The 16,192-nt window shown below is 59.6% G+C and carries 12 protein-coding genes and 1 pseudogene; 9 read left to right on the forward strand and 4 right to left on the reverse strand.

The window, feature by feature from the left end:
- Positions 1 to 67: 67 nt before the first annotated feature.
- The 4 genes from speA to AC1D2Q_RS09305 all read right to left on the reverse strand — a co-directional run bounded on the left by speA (position 68) and on the right by AC1D2Q_RS09305 (position 4,377).
- Complete coding sequence (speA, locus tag AC1D2Q_RS09290) at positions 68 to 1,981, reverse strand: arginine decarboxylase (protein ID WP_018928415.1); 1,914 nt, start codon at positions 1,979 to 1,981, stop codon at positions 68 to 70.
- Positions 1,982 to 2,201: 220 nt separating this feature from the next.
- Complete coding sequence (locus tag AC1D2Q_RS09295; protein ID WP_007914613.1) at positions 2,202 to 2,573, reverse strand: translation initiation factor Sui1; 372 nt, start codon at positions 2,571 to 2,573, stop codon at positions 2,202 to 2,204.
- A gap of 175 nt (positions 2,574 to 2,748) precedes the next feature.
- Positions 2,749 to 3,306 (reverse strand): NUDIX hydrolase, encoded by a 558-nt coding sequence (locus AC1D2Q_RS09300; protein WP_019582277.1) that lies wholly within the window; start codon positions 3,304 to 3,306, stop codon positions 2,749 to 2,751.
- A gap of 3 nt (positions 3,307 to 3,309) precedes the next feature.
- Entirely contained in the window at positions 3,310 to 4,377 is a 1,068-nt protein-coding gene (locus AC1D2Q_RS09305; protein WP_018928417.1) for a DUF2333 family protein, read from the reverse strand.
- 291 nt (positions 4,378 to 4,668) lie between these two features.
- On the opposite strand from AC1D2Q_RS09305, the gene gcbA reads away from it, so the two are divergent.
- The 9 genes and pseudogenes from gcbA to prmA all read left to right on the forward strand — a co-directional run bounded on the left by gcbA (position 4,669) and on the right by prmA (position 16,184).
- Positions 4,669 to 6,339 (forward strand): diguanylate cyclase GcbA, encoded by a 1,671-nt coding sequence (gcbA, locus tag AC1D2Q_RS09310; RefSeq protein ID WP_477812998.1) that lies wholly within the window; start codon positions 4,669 to 4,671, stop codon positions 6,337 to 6,339.
- A 1,491-nt stretch (positions 6,340 to 7,830) separates the two neighbouring features.
- A pseudogene (locus AC1D2Q_RS09315) lies at positions 7,831 to 8,337 on the forward strand (methyl-accepting chemotaxis protein); the annotation flags it as partial.
- A 206-nt stretch (positions 8,338 to 8,543) separates the two neighbouring features.
- Positions 8,544 to 9,008 carry a hypothetical protein gene (locus tag AC1D2Q_RS09320; protein ID WP_477812999.1) on the forward strand — a complete coding sequence of 155 codons (465 nt, stop codon included), beginning with the start codon at positions 8,544 to 8,546 and terminating at the stop codon, positions 9,006 to 9,008.
- A gap of 200 nt (positions 9,009 to 9,208) precedes the next feature.
- Complete coding sequence (locus AC1D2Q_RS09325) at positions 9,209 to 10,951, forward strand: protein-disulfide reductase DsbD (RefSeq protein WP_477813000.1); 1,743 nt, start codon at positions 9,209 to 9,211, stop codon at positions 10,949 to 10,951.
- A 132-nt stretch (positions 10,952 to 11,083) separates the two neighbouring features.
- The gene (aroQ, locus tag AC1D2Q_RS09330; RefSeq protein WP_007937215.1) at positions 11,084 to 11,536 is read left to right on the forward strand and encodes a type II 3-dehydroquinate dehydratase; all 453 of its coding nucleotides are present in this window, start codon (positions 11,084 to 11,086) and stop codon (positions 11,534 to 11,536) included.
- A 48-nt stretch (positions 11,537 to 11,584) separates the two neighbouring features.
- Positions 11,585 to 12,049 (forward strand): acetyl-CoA carboxylase biotin carboxyl carrier protein, encoded by a 465-nt coding sequence (gene accB / locus AC1D2Q_RS09335; RefSeq protein WP_111455267.1) that lies wholly within the window; start codon positions 11,585 to 11,587, stop codon positions 12,047 to 12,049.
- Between the two features lie 17 nt (positions 12,050 to 12,066).
- A complete protein-coding gene (accC, locus tag AC1D2Q_RS09340) occupies positions 12,067 to 13,425 on the forward strand; it encodes an acetyl-CoA carboxylase biotin carboxylase subunit (RefSeq protein ID WP_096513612.1) in 1,359 nt (452 codons plus the stop codon).
- Between the two features lie 157 nt (positions 13,426 to 13,582).
- Entirely contained in the window at positions 13,583 to 15,136 is a 1,554-nt protein-coding gene (locus AC1D2Q_RS09345) for a Fic family protein (protein WP_477813001.1), read from the forward strand.
- 169 nt (positions 15,137 to 15,305) lie between these two features.
- Positions 15,306 to 16,184: a 50S ribosomal protein L11 methyltransferase gene (prmA, locus tag AC1D2Q_RS09350; protein ID WP_019582270.1), complete on the forward strand. Its 879-nt coding sequence runs from the start codon at positions 15,306 to 15,308 to the stop codon at positions 16,182 to 16,184.
- Positions 16,185 to 16,192: the final 8 nt, after the last annotated feature.

The raw sequence follows: 16,192 nt of genomic DNA on the forward strand, positions 1-16,192 counted from the left end.
AGGTCATCTGAAATTTCCGCAACGTATGGAGAATTTTCAGACAACCCGATGGGCGCGGTGCCTTACCTCAAGAAGACAGGTAAGACGAACGGGTCAGGCCCAGACGCAAGGCATCGAGGAACTGGGTGCGCTCGCTGGCGCTGATGCGGGCACTGGCGCACTTGTCGCGGTAGTGGGTCATCAGTTCTTCCGGCGACAAGTGCACATAACGCAGCATGTCTTCGATGGTGTCGTGGGTTTCGATACCGGCGTGGTAAACGCTGCCGTCAGCATTCTGATAGATGTTCACCGAGTCGGTGTCACCGAACAGGTTGTGCATGTCGCCAAGAATTTCCTGGTAGGCACCGACCAGGAAAATCCCCAGCAGGTAGTCTTCACCCTCGTTCAGACCGTGCACCGGCAGGCTGGTCTCGATGCTCTGCTCGTCGACGTACTGCTTGATCTTGCCGTCGGAGTCGCAGGTCAGGTCTTGCAGCACGGCACGGCGCAGCGGCTCTTCGTCGAGACGGTGCAGCGGCAGGATCGGCAGGACCTGGCCGATGGCCCAGGTGTCCGGCAGACTCTGGAATACCGAGAAGTTGCAGATGTACTTGTCGGCCAGCTTGTCGTTGAGTTCGTCGAGCACCTGACGGTGGGAACGCTGACGGGCCTTCAACGAGTTGTGCAGGCGGCGGCAAACGGCGAAGTAGCATTGCTCGGCCAGGGCTTTTTGCGCCAGGGTCAGCTTGCCATCGGCGTACTGGGTGGCCACGTCGCTCATGTAGTGCGTGGCGCGCCAGTAGGTCTCGGTGACCATTTCGATGTCGGTCGGGCCGAGCAGGTCAACCAGCCACTGCACGGTTTCCGGCAGTTCTTCCTTGTTGTCGATCTTCGGCACGTCGTCGTTGTGTTTCTCGACGTCGGTCACCTGCACCACCAGCATCGCGTGGTGGGCGGTCAGGGAACGGCCGCTTTCAGAGAAGATGTTCGGGTGCGGCAGGCTCTGCGCGTCGCAGAATTCCTTGAGCATTCCGACCACGACACCGGCGTAATCGTCCATGTCGTAGTTGATCGAACTGGCGTTACGCGAGTGAGTACCGTCGTAGTCCACGCCCAAACCGCCGCCGACGTCGATGTGATCGACCGGCAGGCCAAGGTTGCGCAGTTCGCCGTAGTAACGAATCGCTTCCTTGAAGCCGTGCTGGTAGTCCGCCAGGTTGGCGATCTGCGAACCCATGTGGAAGTGCAGCAGGCGAATGCCCTGGTCCAGGCCTGCGGCACGGAAACGCTCGACCACCGACAGCAGTTGCGCCGCCGAAAGGCCGAACTTGGATTTTTCGCCACCGGTGTCTGCCCACTTGCTCGACGCCAGGGACGACAGACGCACACGCAGGCCGACCTGCGGCTTGACCTTGAGCGACGCCGCTTCTTCGATCACCAGACCGACTTCGGATTCTTTCTCGATCACGATGAACACGTTGTGGCCGAGCTTCTGGCCCATCAGCGCCAGACGGATGAACTCGCGGTCCTTGTAACCGTTGCAGACAATGGTGCCGCCCTTCGGCGCCAGTGCCAGTACCGCCAGCAGCTCAGGCTTGGAGCCAGCTTCCAGGCCGATCGATACGTTCTGGGTGGCGATGATGTTTTCGATCACCGCTTCCTGCTGGTTAACCTTGATCGGGTACAGCGCGGTGTACTTGCTCTGGTATTCCAGGCGCTCGATGTTGGCATCGAACGCGCCGGTCAGCTGACGCACGCGGTCTTGCAGGATGTCTGGGAAACGCACCAGCAGCGGCAAGGACAAACCGCTTTTGCGCAGTTGGTCGACTTGCTCGAACAGGTCGATAGGCGAACTGGTCGGGCCGTTCGGACGAACTTCGACGCGACCGGCGTCATTGATCGCGAAATACCCGGCCCCCCAATGGCGAATCCCGTAAACACTGCGGCTGTCCGCAACTGTCCATTGGCTGCCATCGTCTTTGCGTGTGCGTCTTACGGACATCGAAGTCCCCTATAAAGAAGTCATAGAGCGTCGCCTTGAGTTCAGGCCGGCGCAGTCTAAAGAATGAAAATGACGTTTCGTCAACGAGGGGGTAGACCTCGCTGACCGCAGTGAGTTTAGAAACCGGTCTTGAACAGGCTCTGTGAAAACCATGGAGACGACGCCAGACCAGAATGAAATCAGGACTGGATCAAGCCGCGGGTGGTTTTCACAGAGGCTGCTAGCCGCCGGACTTCTTCGCTTTGAAACCGTGTTTGATCAGCTCAGCCAAGAGTAGCTCGACATGATCGCCCTGGATTTCGATGATCCCGTCTTTCAACGCCCCACCGGTCCCGCAACGTTTCTTCAACGTGGTGGCCAGTTCCTTGAGCGCGTCTTCGGCCAACGGCACTCCGGTGATGGTCGTCACCGTCTTGCCGCCACGGCCCTTGCTTTCGCGACGCACGCGAGCGATGCCGTCGCCGGCCGGGATAACGGTTTGTTTGCAGATGCAGGCATCCACCGGTTTACTGCATTCCGGGCAATGACGACCTGCGTCGGTGGAAAATACCAGGCCACCAAGGGCGGCGAAGGATGCGGCTTTTTTGGCCACCGGCAATCCTCTTGGGAGGACAAAGACTGATCGCAACCTTGGGCAAGGTTATCGACCGCGAAGCCCCACTCAGGCAGGGGCAGCGCTACTGAGCCGGGCACTGCCGGTTCAGTTTGAAAAGGTCGCGCAGTGTAACGGCAAAAAGCCGACTTGCTAAGAGCCAATCGGCGCCAATTTACAGCTCTTTTGCGACGTCATCCCCTTGGGCGCGAAGATAGCGCTTCAGGGCTGCCAAAGAGTCCGGGCAGTACGGCTTTTGCTGGATTTCCAGCAGGACCTGATCGATCGGGATAAAGCGCGCTTCCAGCACCTCTTCCGGCTGCAGGATCAATGGACCGTCCCACACCGCCGAAAACGCCGAACACCAGAGCCGGTTGCCGGTGTCCTCGAAGAAAAAGTGATCGTGGGCGGTCAGTTCCACACCGCTCACCCCCAGCTCTTCTTCCAGCTCACGGGCCGCCGATTCGGCATAAGTCTCGGTGGCCAACACCATGCCGCCGGCCGCCACGTCCCAGTAACCGGGATAAATCGCTTTGCTCAGGGTGCGCCGGTGAACGCACAGCTCACCGGCAGAATTGAACAGCATGATGTAGGTGCCGCGCCCGATCAGCCCACGCTCACGCAGGTCGGAGCGGACCAGGGCGCCGAGCAGGTTGTCCTGTTCGTCGACCCAGGCGATCTGTTCGGCATCGGAGGCCGCGCGGTGGGCGGCCTCTTTAGCGCTATCTACCATGACTCAGCCCTGATTGAGCAGTTGACGCAAGTCGATCACCGCGGCGTTGGCCCGGGAGATGTAATTGGCCATGACCAGCGAGTGGTTGGCCAGCACACCGAAGCCGCTGCCGTTGAGGATCATCGGGCTCCAGACCGGCTCTTGCGAAGCCTCCAGCTCACGGATGATCTGGCGCACGCTGACCGTAGCGTTTTTCTTCGCCAGCACATCGGCGAAGTCGACTTCGATGGCACGCAGCAGATGGGACAATGCCCAGGCCTGACCACGGGCTTCGTAGAACACGTTATCGATCTGCATCCACGGGGTTTCAACGACTTCTTCGTCAACCTGCGGCACCTGGCCGAGCGCCGGGACTTCGGTTTTCAGCGCAGTGTTGAGCTTGACCCGGCCAACGCTGGCCGACAGCCGTTGCGACAGCGAGCCCAGACGAGTCCCTACATCACCCAGCCAGTTGTTCAGATTGTCGGCGCGGGCGTAGAACAGCGCGCTCTTCTGGTCCGGCCCCGACAGGCGTGCCTGATAGCGGCTCAGGGAGTTGATGCCTTCCTGATACTCGGACTCACTGGATGGCAGCACCCAGCTCTTGTTGTCGAAGTTGAAGCGCGGCTCGGCCTTGGCCAGGTCGGCGTCTTCGGCGGACTGCGACTGGGAACGGGCGAAGTCTTTACGCAGCGCACGGCTCAGGTCGCGGACCTGGACCAGCACGCCATATTCCCAGCTCGGCATGTTGTCCATCCATAGACCCGGCGGGAAACGGTCGTTGGAAATATAGCCACCCGGTTTGGTCAGCAAGGTACCGGCGACGGTCTTGAGGGTTTCCACCGTGGTGTACCCGACGACCATCTGCTTGCCTTCTTTCTCGGCCGCCATCTGGGCATTCTGCTGAACCGGGAACAGCGCGGGTTCCTGGCTCCAGTACCAGCCCAGCGCGATAGCCACCAACAGGTAAAGGCAAATCAGAGTGGCCAGCGCCCGACTGAACAACAGGCCACCAAAATAACTGCGGGTGGCCGATTTCGGTTCAGCGGCACGCTCAGGCGCGCTGCCCGTGCGGTTCTTCCAGTCCAGCATGGCGATATCCTTTCAATCACTTGAGTTCATCGGTTCGACTACAACCCTACGCCATCGTGCCTTTATTTGCCGCGCATTAAATCCTGCGGGACACAGCGAGCCATACAATGACTGCAATCGAAGCCATCACTATAAATGAAGCACAGCGTTGAGCCTATGCGACCAGTCGGTCGGGAACTGAATGATGTCGCTTTGCAGATTATTGACGTAGGACACTCATGCAATTGAAAAGAGGTGCTAGCATAGAGCCACCAGTCGATCTCAGCATGCACCCTAACTAGTAGTCAGGATATGACCGAGCCAGAAGACCCCAGCCGTGAGCGCCTCAAGCACCACTTTGCCCAGCGGGTAATTCATCAGGCACGTCAGATTCTTGAGATATGGCAACGCCTGCAACGCAACGAATGGTCCATCACCGACTTGTCGGAGCTGAGCGAGGCCAATCTGCGCCTGCTGCGCTTTGCCGAACGATTCGAACAACCGGAACACACCCTGCTGGCCCGTCATATCGGCCAGTCGCTGGAGGCCGTCGACGCCAATCGCGGACGCCTGAGCAGCGGATTGATCACTGACCTCAACCGCCTGATGCAGCGTTTGTCCCGCACTGGCCTGCGCCATGGCGATCAGCTCGAACACACCTTCCTGCCACCGCTGCGCAAGCCGATCTACGTGATGCTGCAGGATCACGACCGGGCCGAGCGGCTGGCCAAGCAACTTGAATTCTTCGGGCTCAGCGCCCAAGCCCTCGACAGCGTCGCCGCGTTCCGCGCCTCGATGGTCGAGCGTTTGCCGGCGGCGATCGTGATGGATGTCGACTTCAGCGGCGCCGGCATCGGCCTGAAACTGGCGGCCGAAGCCCAGCAAGGCCTGGAGCAGCCCTTGCCGCTGTTGTTTTTCAGCCTGCACGAAACCGACACCCCGACCCGCCTCGCCGCCGTGCGCGCCGGCGGCCAGGAGTTTCTCACCGGCACCCTCGAAGCCTCGAGCCTGCTGGAAAAGATCGAAGTGCTGACCTGCGTCGCCCAGTACGAACCTTATAAAGTGCTGATCATCGACGACTCCCGCGCCCAGGCCTTGCACACCGAACGCCTGCTCAACAGCGCCGGGATCGTCACGCGGACCTTGATCGAACCGATCCAGGCCATGGCCGAACTGGCGGATTTCCAGCCAGACCTGATCATCCTCGACATGTACATGCCGGCCTGCACCGGTACGGAACTGGCCAAAGTGATCCGCCATAACGACCGCTATGTCAGCGTGCCGATCATTTATCTGTCGGCCGAAGACGATCTGGACAAGCAGCTCGACGCCATGAGTGAGGGCGGCGACGACTTCCTGACCAAGCCGATCAAGCCGCGACACCTGATCACCACCGTGCGCAACCGTGCGGCGCGGGCGCGCAATCTGAAAGCGCGGATGGTGCGCGACAGCCTGACCGGTTTGTACAACCACACCCACATTCTGCAATTGCTCGAAGACTGTTCATTCCGCGCCCGTCGCGAAAACAAACCGCTGAGCTTTGCGATGCTCGACATCGACCACTTCAAACGGGTCAACGACAGCCACGGCCATCCCATGGGCGACCGGGTGATCAAGAGCCTGGCGCTGTTCCTCAAGCAACGGTTGCGAAAGACCGACTTCATCGGCCGTTACGGCGGTGAAGAGTTCGCCATCGTCATGCCGGACACCGATATTGAATCGGCCTACAAGGTGCTCGATGAAATCCGTCAGCGCTTTGCCGAAATTCACTACCCCGCGCAGCCCCAGGACCTCTGGTGCACCTTCAGTGCCGGCGTCGTCGAACTGCACGAAGGCTCCGACAGCCTGATGATGGCCACACAGGCAGACGAGGCGCTGTACCGCGCCAAGGACGCCGGACGCAACCGCGTGCAAGCCGCGCGGGAGTCAAAGCAAAGTGCCACTTTTTCATCGGAATCGACCGATTCGGTCATAACGCTGTAACAGAAACGCAATAACTTCAGGCACTTACCATTCTGCCGTTGGTAGCCCGCAATGCGCCTGAAGCTGTTGACCAATCTCAATACCCTCCTTCTGGTCGCCGTTTGCGTAGCCCTCGGCGCTACCCTCTGGTGGTCGCAAAAAGCCCTGGAACGCCCCTACCTGTTGATGGAGCGTTATCTGGGCCTGTCTCAGCAGTTTCAAAATGAAGTGGCGCGTAACGTCGAGGATTACCTGGCCAGCGGCGATGCCCTGCGCCTGAGCAGCGCGAGCCAGGCCATCGACAGCCTGCAAAAGGAGCTCGGCGAATTACCTCCAGCCCTGGCCGATACCTTGCGCCCCAGCCTGTCGAACCTGGACGAGTTCAGCAAAACGGACTTGCTGGCTGCCGGCAAACTCGCCGGCGATCCCCAAGCCCTGCTGCTGCAAGCCGAGCGCGAGCTCGGCGCCAGCCTCGATCAGCTCAGCCAGTACGCCAACGGCAACGCGGCGTACCTGACGCCTTTGCTCGCGGCTTCCCAGCATCTGGGCAAGTTGTCTTTGGCCCGGGACAAACTGGTCAGCAGCGGGCGCAGCGAACTGGCCGCCAATGTCGAGCGCGAAGTTGCCAGCATCCGCGTTCAGGCTGAACAATTGAACACCTTGCCGCTGCTGGGGGTGACTGCCAGCAGTGAATCGAACACTGATGACTTCTCCGCCATGATGGGCCTGGAGAACAGCGAGAAAGCCGTTGCCGAAGATGCCGGTGTCAGCCTCAAGCGTGAACTCAACAGCCTGCTCACCCGCTACCCGGCTGAACTGGCACGCACGCGCGAACAGATCCAGAAACGCGCCGACCTCAGCGCCGCGACTCACTTGAAAATCACCGCCGTGCAGCAGGCCATCGCCGGGCTGGAACCGGTAGTGCGCGCCCAGCACGGGCAAATCCAGGGCGAAGTGCGGTTGATGCAGGGCGTAATGATCGGGCTGATTCTGCTGATCGCCTTGCTCATCGATACCTTGCAGCGACGCCTGGCCCGAACCCTGACCAATCTGGCGCCAGCCCTTTCGACCTGGGCCGAGGGCGATTTCAGCCGAGACATTCAACTGGGCGCGACAAACCGCGAACTGCATGACATTCAAGCCTCGCTCAATCGCTTGCGCGCCTATCTGGTCGACCTGGTGGGAACCATTCGCCTCAACGCCGAGCAGGTCGCCGGCAGCAGCCGGACGCTGGCCGAATTGAGCAACGACCTGCACAGCGGCGCCGAGCATCAGGCCGGCGACACCGCGTTGATCCGCGACTCTCTCGGCGAACTCGAGGCGACGATTCAACAAGTCGCCGGTGACGCTAGCCAGGCCGCGGACGCCAGTCGTCATGCAGGCCTTGCAGTGGAGCACGGTCAGAAAGTCATCGGCCTGAGCCTCACCGGGCTGCATGCGCTGGTGGGTGAAGTGCAAGGCAACGCACAGATGATCGAACATCTGGCCGAAGAGTCGGCGACCATCGGCGGCGTGCTGACGGTGATTCGCTCGATCGCCGACCAGACCAACCTGCTGGCCCTGAACGCCGCCATCGAAGCGGCCCGCGCCGGGGAGATGGGCCGAGGGTTTGCGGTGGTGGCCGAAGAGGTTCGTTCACTGGCACAGCGCACCGCCGGTGCCACCGCCGAGATTCAGACGCTGATCGCCGGCCTGCAAACCGCCGCGCGGCAATCGGTCGAAGGCATGCGCGCCCAGGTCGAACACGCCGAAGCCACAGCCAACCAGGCCCAGGCCGCCGACGGTGCACTGGATAAAATCGTCGGAGCGATCCAGACCATTTCCGACACCGCCGTGCGCATCGCCGATGTCACAGCCCAGCAGAGCGGCGCCGTCAGCGAAATCCGCGATCACAGTGAGCGGATTCATCAATTGGGTGGGGATAACTTGCTGAGGATTGGTGAAGGGCGCAGCCAAGGCGAACATTTACTGACATTGGGTGGGCAGTTGCATACAGCGGTGCAGGCATTTCGGGTTTAAGGGCTCGGGCCTGAACGCTACCAACGAGCAAGATTATCGACACCTGAGTTCTTGTATGAAAACTCCTGTTTATCTATACGGTGCTTTTTAGTCATCGTTTTGATGCTAGAGTTTAGCGCTTCAATCAATCGAGCGTGCACAGGAGTGCGAGGCTCCTTTTGGCGATGATCCTGCGGATCAGGAATGGATCAAGAAGGGAGTCAGGTATGCCCGTTTCAGGAACTACTAAAAACACTGCATACACAATCGCCACCTCCTCCCTGCTAGCTGTATGCCTGGCTTATATCGGCTGGACATGGCTCATGTCTTCCGGCAACCCGGTGCTGACCGATGTAGTACTTAAACTACCCCTTGGCGAAAACGGCTTCATCTATGGCGTCAAGGATGATCGAGGCGGAGCAACAGTACCGTTCAGCTATCGATACTATGTCTATCGCGAACTGACATCCAACGAGCAAATAGCGTCTGAACTCAAGACCGCTGGTCCGTTTTTAGTCACCCGAGATCCAGCCATAAAGGTCGATATCCAAGGTTCAACTATCAATGTATCGACCCACCAGGAAGTCTATGAGTATCACAGCAGCACGCTGTTTCGACATACCAACAGTAACCACTACACCCCTGTAACAATCAACTTGTGTAAACACTCCAGCGATCAACCAACAAAGTAAGCCGGAAGCCTGACTGAAACACCTCCCTGCAGGAGCTGCCGAAGGCTGCGATCATTTGATGTTGATCCTGGCGGCGGATCGAGCGTTGAAGATCAAAGTCAAAATATCGCGGCCTTTGGCAGCGCCTACGGGAGATCGGCGTAGTCGCATACATTGCACACTCAGCTATCATGCCCGCACCTCCAATACGCGAGATTGTCATGCGCCGTTTGCTCTGCCTGCTGTTTTTAGTGCTCGCCCTGCCGGCCTCCGCCGCCGGGTTGCTGGACAGTCGCCCCAGTTCCACCCTGGGTTCGATCAACAACAGCGCCGATTTCCTGCCGGTGCGCGAAGCCTTTCAGTTGAGCCTGGTAGAAAGCACGCCGCAATCGATCAAGCTGCGTTTCGTCGCCACCGAGGGTTACTACCTCTACCGCCATCGCTTCCAGTTTCGCGCAGATCCGGCCGACGTTGGCCTCGGCGCAGCTCAACTGCCCAAGGGCGAACAAAAGCACGATGAATACTTCGGCGACGTCGAGGTTTACCACGGCATTCTCGATGTAGAGCTGCCGCGCACCGATCCCCGCGCCTTTACGCTGGCCGTGACCTATCAGGGCTGCGCCGACAAAGGCCTGTGCTACCCGCCCGAGACAGAGCGCCTGAGTATTGATGGCAGCGGCACCACGACCACAGATTGGGGCTGGCGCGAATTGGCGCTGTTCTTCCTCGCAGGCCTCGGCCTGACCTTCACCCCCTGTGTGCTGCCGATGCTGCCGATCCTCTCCGGGGTAGTCCTGCGCGGGCAGATCGGCGGTTTACGTGGCTTCAACCTGTCGCTGGCTTATGTGCTGCCGATGGCCATCTGCTTCGCCCTGCTGGGTGCCTTGATGGGCATGTTCGGCGCACAGCTTAATCTTCAGGCGCGCTTGCAATCGGCTTGGGTGCTGGTGCCGTTCGCGCTGTTTTTCGCGGTGTTTGCCTTGGCGATGTTCGGGGTGTTCGAACTGAAACTGCCCTACGCCATCAGCAGCCGCCTGGACCGGATCGCCGGGCGCACCGAAGGTGGCTCACTGTGGGGCGCGGCGGTGCTGGGCGTGGTGTCGAGCCTGCTGGTTTCGCCCTGCGTCTCGGCCCCCTTGGCCGGTGCGCTGCTGTACATCAGCGCCAGCGGCGATGCCTTGGGCGGCGGGTTGAAACTGTTCATGCTTGGCCTGGGCATGGGCGCGCCGCTGTTGCTGGTGGCGACTGGCGGCGCGGCCTGGTTGCCGAAAAGCGGGCCGTGGCTGATCTACGTGAAAAACGCGATTGGTGTGCTGCTGCTGGGGCTGGCGATCGGTTTGCTCAGCCGAGTATTGCCGGGCCAGATCACCTTGCTGTTGATCGGCTTGCTCGCCGGTGGCGTCGGGTTGTTCATGGGCGCGCTGGAGTTCGTCTATAAACCGCCGAGAAAACGCCTGGGGCAATTGCTGGGGATGTTTCTGCTGTTTTATGCACTGGCCTGTTGGTACGGCGCGTTCAGCGGTCAGTCCGATCCGTTCAACCCCATTGGCCAGCCGCATATCGTCGCCAGCAACGAGCAGCAACCGCAAATCACCAGCGCCTGGCAAACCATCACCACTCCATCCGAACTGGATCGCGTCCTCGCCGAAGCCAAATCCTCCGGCACGCCGCTGCTGCTCGACTGGTACGCCGACTGGTGTATTAGTTGCAAAGTCATCGAACACCAAGTGCTCAACGATGCCAACGTCGTCGAACGTCTCAAAGGCTATCGACTGATCCGCTTCGACATCACCGCCAGTAACACCGAACAGCGCGCCCTGCTCGACCGCTACAAGCTGTTCGGCCCGCCGGCGCTGATGTTTTTCGGCAGGGACGGCGCCGAACGCACCGATGTGCGAGTGATCGGCGAGATAAACGCCACGGACTTCGCCGAACGTGTTGCGAAAGCAAATGACCGGATTTAATCACCCGGTCACATATTTCGCGCAAACATCGGCCATCGTGCTGCCTATTGCATAGAACTGGACAGTCACAAAGGCTTTGCGGCATAGTCGCCTGGTTCTGACAATTGCACACGGATCACAAAGGAGCAGCAGATGGCGACCCTATTGGTTTTGCACGGCCCTAACCTGAACCTGCTCGGCACCCGGGAACCGGGCGTCTATGGTGCAACCACCCTGGCACAAATCAACCAGGACCTGGAACAGCGGGCGCGCAATGCCGGCCACCATTTGCTTTACCTGCAAAGCAACGCCGAGTACGAATTGATTGACCGCATCCACGCTGCTCGCGGCGAAGGTGTGGACTTCATTCTGATCAATCCAGCAGCTTTTACGCATACAAGTGTCGCATTACGTGACGCGCTGCTGGCGGTGAGCATCCCATTCATCGAAGTGCATTTGTCTAACGTGCACAAACGCGAACCTTTCCGCCATCACTCTTACTTCTCCGATGTTGCGGTGGGAGTGATCTGCGGCCTTGGCGCCAGCGGTTATCGACTGGCCCTGGAGGCCGCACTAGAGCAGCTTGAAAGACAGGCAACGGCTTGAACAACAAGCGTTAAACGCCCCTGACCGACCCTTGGGAGTTGATGATTCATGGATATCCGTAAAGTTAAGAAACTGATCGAATTGCTGGAAGAGTCCGGCATCGACGAGCTTGAGATCAAGGAAGGCGAAGAGTCCGTACGCATCAGCCGTCACAGCAAGACGCCGGCTCAGCAGTACTACGCACCGGCTCCGATGCATGCACCGGCACCGGCGCCAGTTGCTGCCGCCGCTCCGGTTGCTGCCGCTGCACCTGCGGCTCCAGCTGCGCCTACGCTGAACGGCAATGTTGCCCGCTCGCCGATGGTCGGCACGTTCTATCGCAAATCCTCGCCGTCCTCGCCGTCCTTCGTTGAAGTCGGCCAGACCGTGAAGAAAGGCGACACCCTGTGCATCGTCGAAGCCATGAAGATGATGAACCACATCGAGGCTGACCACAGCGGTGTGATCGAATCCATCCTCGTCGAAGACGGCCAGCCGGTTGAGTTCGACCAACCGCTGTTCACCATCGTTTGAATCGCGGAGAGCCTTTGATGACTGCGAAGTTGGAAAAAGTTCTGATCGCCAACCGCGGTGAGATCGCCCTGCGGATTCTGCGTGCCTGCAAGGAAATGGGCATCAAGACCGTCGCCGTTTACTCCAAGGCCGACAAAGAGCTGATGCACCTGGGCCTGGCAGACGAATCCGTCTGCATCGGTCCGGCCTCCGCTGCGCACTCCTACCTGCACATTCCGGCCATCATCGCCGCCGCTGAAGTGACCGGCGCCACCGCCATTCACCCAGGCTACGGTTTCCTTGCGGAAAACGCCGACTTTGCCGAACAGGTCGAGAACTCCGGTTTCGCGTTCATTGGCCCGAAAGCCGAAACCATCCGCCTGATGGGCGACAAGGTATCGGCCAAGCACGCCATGATCGCCGCTGGCGTTCCAACCGTTCCGGGCTCCGACGGCCCGCTGCCTGAAGACGAAGAAACCGCTCTGCGCATTGGTCGCGAAGTCGGTTATCCGGTGATCATCAAAGCCGCTGGTGGCGGTGGTGGTCGCGGCATGCGCGTGGTGCACAAAGAAGAAGACCTGATCTCCTCGGCGAAACTGACCCGCTCCGAAGCGGGCGCAGCGTTCGGCAACCCGATGGTCTATCTGGAAAAATTCCTGACCAACCCACGTCACGTGGAAGTTCAGGTACTTTCCGACGGTCAGGGCCACGCCATCCATCTGGGCGACCGCGACTGCTCGCTGCAACGTCGTCACCAGAAGGTTCTCGAAGAAGCGCCGGCACCGGGCATCGACGAGAACGCGCGCGAGGAAGTCCTCGCCCGCTGCGTCAAGGCTTGCATCGACATCGGCTACCGTGGCGCCGGCACTTTCGAGTTCCTGTACGAGAATGGCCGCTTCTACTTCATCGAGATGAACACTCGTGTCCAGGTAGAGCACCCGGTATCGGAAATGGTCACCGGCATTGACATCGTCAAGGAGATGCTCAGCATCGCCGCCGGCAACAAGCTGTCGTTCACCCAGGATGACGTGGTCATCCGCGGTCACGCGCTGGAATGCCGGATCAACGCCGAAGACCCGAAAACGTTCATGCCAAGCCCAGGCACGGTCAAGCATTTCCACGCCCCAGGCGGCAACGGCGTTCGCGTCGATTCGCACCTGTACAGTGGCTATGCCGTTCCGCCGAACTACGACTCGTTGATCGGCAAGCTGATCACCTACGGCGCAACCCGTGACGAAGCCATGGCGCGCATGCGTAATGCGCTGGACGAGATCGTTGTCGACGGGATCAAGACCAACATCCCGCTGCACCGTGATCTGACCCGTGACGAAGGCTTCTGCAAAGGGGGGGTGAACATTCACTACCTCGAGCACAAGCTGGCCGGCGAGAAGCACTAAGCTTCAGCCGGAACATGACAAGGCCGCTTTCGAGCGGCTTTGTTGTTTCTGAAGGTTTCATCCATCCCTATAGGACATAACTGACAGGTGCCAGCCTGTTCGGGCTGGCTATAATCGCCCCTTATTCAGCGCAACGCTGACAAACCAGAGCCCGCCCATGCCTGAAAAACTGCCGATCAACCTGAACGACCTGCTACGCCAGCGGACAGTCGAGGGCGAGCAAATTGAATATAAAACGGGTTGGAATCCTGATCCGATCATTCGCACGCTCTGCGCCTTCGCCAACGACTTTGAAAACCTGGGCGGTGGTTATGTGGTAATTGGGCAGGATTGCGATGCCAATGGTCAGCCGGTCTTTCCTCCCCTGGGCCTTGCCGATCAGGATCTCGATAAAATCCAGCTCGAACTGCTGGCCGCTTGCCAATCCATTCAGCCAGCCTACTTTCCCGTGTTGAGCATGGAAGAGGTTGAAGGTCGCAAGCTGATAGTACTGTGGGCACCGGGCGGGCAAAATCGCCCGTATAAAGCCCCGGCAGCGGTGACCTCCAAGCACAGGAGTTTGCATTACTACATCCGTCGCTACAGCAGTACGGTGGAAGCCAAGGGGGAAACCGAGCAGGAACTCTTGAGTCTTGCCGCCAAGGTCCCCTTCGATGATCGCTTCAACCTGGCCGCTAGCGTCAGCGATCTATCCAAACCCCTGATGCAAAGCTTCCTGCAGGAGGTTGGCAGCGGCCTCGCCTACGACGCAGACAGCATGCCTACCGAGACACTGGGCCGACAAATGAACGTCGTGGGTGGCCCGACCGAGTCGCCGTGGCCCAAGAATGTTGGCCTGATGTTTTTCAGCGCTACACCCGATCGATTCTTTCCGGGGACACAGATTGATGTTCTGTGGTTTCCCGAAGGTGCTGGCGGCGACCGTTTTGACGAAAAGATTTTCAAAGGCCCGCTGGCAAACATGACCCGCGAGGCACTGGCCTATATTCAGCGCAATTTCTTGCATGAAACGGTGATCAAACACCCAGACCGTGCCGAAGCCACACGGGTCTGGAATTTCCCTTTCACGGCGATTGAAGAGGCGCTGGTCAACGCCGTATATCACCGCTCCTACGAGGAACGCGAACCGATAGAGGTCCGCATCAGCCAGGAAGAATTGGTGATTTTGAGCTTTCCAGGACCTGACCGCTCAATTCGCCTGGAAGATTTGCGAGCCGGTCGAGCCGTTAGCCGTCGTTACCGCAACCGGCGAATTGGCGAGTTTTTGAAAGAGCTGGACCTGACGGAAGGACGCTCGACAGGAATCCCCAAAATTCTCAAAGTCATGGCCACCAATGGTTCACCTGCACCGCTGTTTGAAACTGACGATGACCGGATTGCTTACGTCGTTCGACTGCCCGCACACCCTCTGTCACAGAGCAAAGGAGCAGCGACCGGGGAGACCACCATGGAAGTCACCATGGAAGTCACCATGGAAGTCGCTGCGTTGCTGAATGTCATCGATGGCGATATGAGCAGGCTAGAACTTCAAACCGCGATGAACCTGAAAAACGCCGACCACTTTCGCAAGGCTTACGTATTGCCTGCCATTGCTGCCGGGGTTCTTGAAATGACGCTGCCCGAACGACCTAACAGCCGCCTGCAACGCTACCGCCTGACAAACAAAGGCCTGCAATGGCTCACCACCAAAAATGCAAGGAATCCGCATTAAGATGTGATCCAGACCAACAAGGCCGCTTTCGAGCGGCTTTGTTGTTTCTGCGCCCCTACAACAGAACACGCAGTGTCGACCTTGTCGTCTTCTGCCTCGCGCTCGCGTAAACTTGCGCGCTTCTCGCAGCCCGCTAGGCTGCAATCTATATTTTTCAAAGGTGCCCGCCATGCCTTGGCTGCAAGTCCGTCTCGCCATCAGCCCAGAACAAGCCGAAACCTACGAAGACGCTTTCCTTGAAGTGGGCGCCGTGTCGGTGACCTTCATGGACGCCGAAGATCAACCGATCTTCGAGCCGGAACTCAACACCACCCCGCTGTGGTCGCACACACACCTGCTGGCCTTGTTCGAAGGCGGCACCGACGCCGCCAGCGTGCTGGCCCACCTGGAGTTGCTGACCGGCAGCCCGCTACCCGAGCATCACAGCGAAGTGATCGAAGACCAGGACTGGGAACGCAGCTGGATGGATGGCTTCCAGCCGATGCGCTTCGGCCAGCGCCTGTGGATTGTCCCGAGCTGGCACGCCGCCCCTGAGCCTGACGCGGTGAACCTGCTGCTGGACCCGGGCCTGGCGTTCGGCACCGGCACTCACCCGACCACCGCGCTGTGCCTGGAATGGCTCGATGGCCAGGACCTGAAAGACTGCAACGTGCTGGATTTCGGCTGCGGCTCGGGGATTCTGGCGATTGCCGCCTTGTTGCTGGGCGCCAAACAAGCCGTCGGCACCGATATCGATGTGCAAGCCCTGGAGGCCTCCCGCGACAACGCCGGACGCAACAACATCGCCGACGAGCTGTTCCCGCTCTATCTGCCGGAAGATTTACCGCAGGTTCAAGCCGACGTGCTGGTGGCCAACATTCTTGCCGGCCCGCTGGTGTCCCTGGCGCCGCAACTGTCCAGCCTGGTCAAGCCCGGCGGTCGCCTGGCGCTGTCGGGCATCCTCGCCGAACAGGGTGAAGAAGTCGCCGCCGCCTACGCTCGCGACTTCGATCTGGACCCGATCGCCAATCGCGACGGCTGGGTACGCATCACTGGCCGTCGGCGCTAGAATGAGCG

It is taken from the genome of Pseudomonas sp. P1_A1, assembly GCF_056406935.1.